Origin of the sequence: Pseudomonas sp. NPDC087346, from assembly GCF_044744235.1 — a bacterium.
In the GTDB taxonomy this organism is placed as follows: domain Bacteria; phylum Pseudomonadota; class Gammaproteobacteria; order Pseudomonadales; family Pseudomonadaceae; genus Aquipseudomonas.
In genome coordinates, this window is sequence record NZ_JBIUXX010000021.1 from 74,822 (window position 1) to 75,489 (window position 668).

Annotated in this window: 1 pseudogene; it reads right to left on the reverse strand. The window is 59.9% G+C overall.

Annotation, left to right across the window (positions count from 1 at the left end):
• A pseudogene (locus ACIOZM_RS14820) lies at positions 1–632 on the reverse strand (amino acid ABC transporter permease); the annotation flags it as partial.
• Positions 633–668 lie beyond the last annotated feature (36 nt).

Here is a 668-nt window from a genome sequence, read left to right on the forward strand (position 1 = left end):
GAGGCGGAAAAGCTGATGATGAAGTAGACGACGCCGGCGAAGATCAGGAACTCATTGGAGCGGCCGATGATGTCGCCATTGGAGCGGGCGGAGTTGAGGAAATCCACCAGACCCACGGTGTAAACCAGCGAGGTGTCCTGGAACAGGATGATCGACTGTTGCAGCAGCAACGGGGTCATCTTGCGGAACGCCTGGGGCAGAATGATCAAACGCATGGTCTGGCCGTAAGTCATGCCCATCGCTTGCGCGGCGGCCATCTGGCCCTTGGGGATCGACTGCACGCCGGCCCGGACGATTTCGCAGAAATACGCCGCCTCGAACATCATGAAGGCCACGACGCAGGAGGTGAACGCACCAATCGGCGTGTCTTCGCCGGTGATCCAGCGCAATACGAACGGTACCGCCAGGTAGAACCAGGTGATCACCAGCAGCAGCGGGATCGAGCGGAAGTAGTTCACATAGGCGCCGGCCACACGGGACAGCAGTTTGCTGGACGACAGACGCATCAGCGCCAGGATCGTACCGATGATGATCCCGCCGACCACGCCCATGACCATCAACTGCAAGGTCATGACCATGCCGTTCCACAGGCCCGGGATGGCGGGGATGATGCCGCTGAAATCAAATTCCATTATTTACCCCCCACGGAGATCAGGCCGGGCACTGCG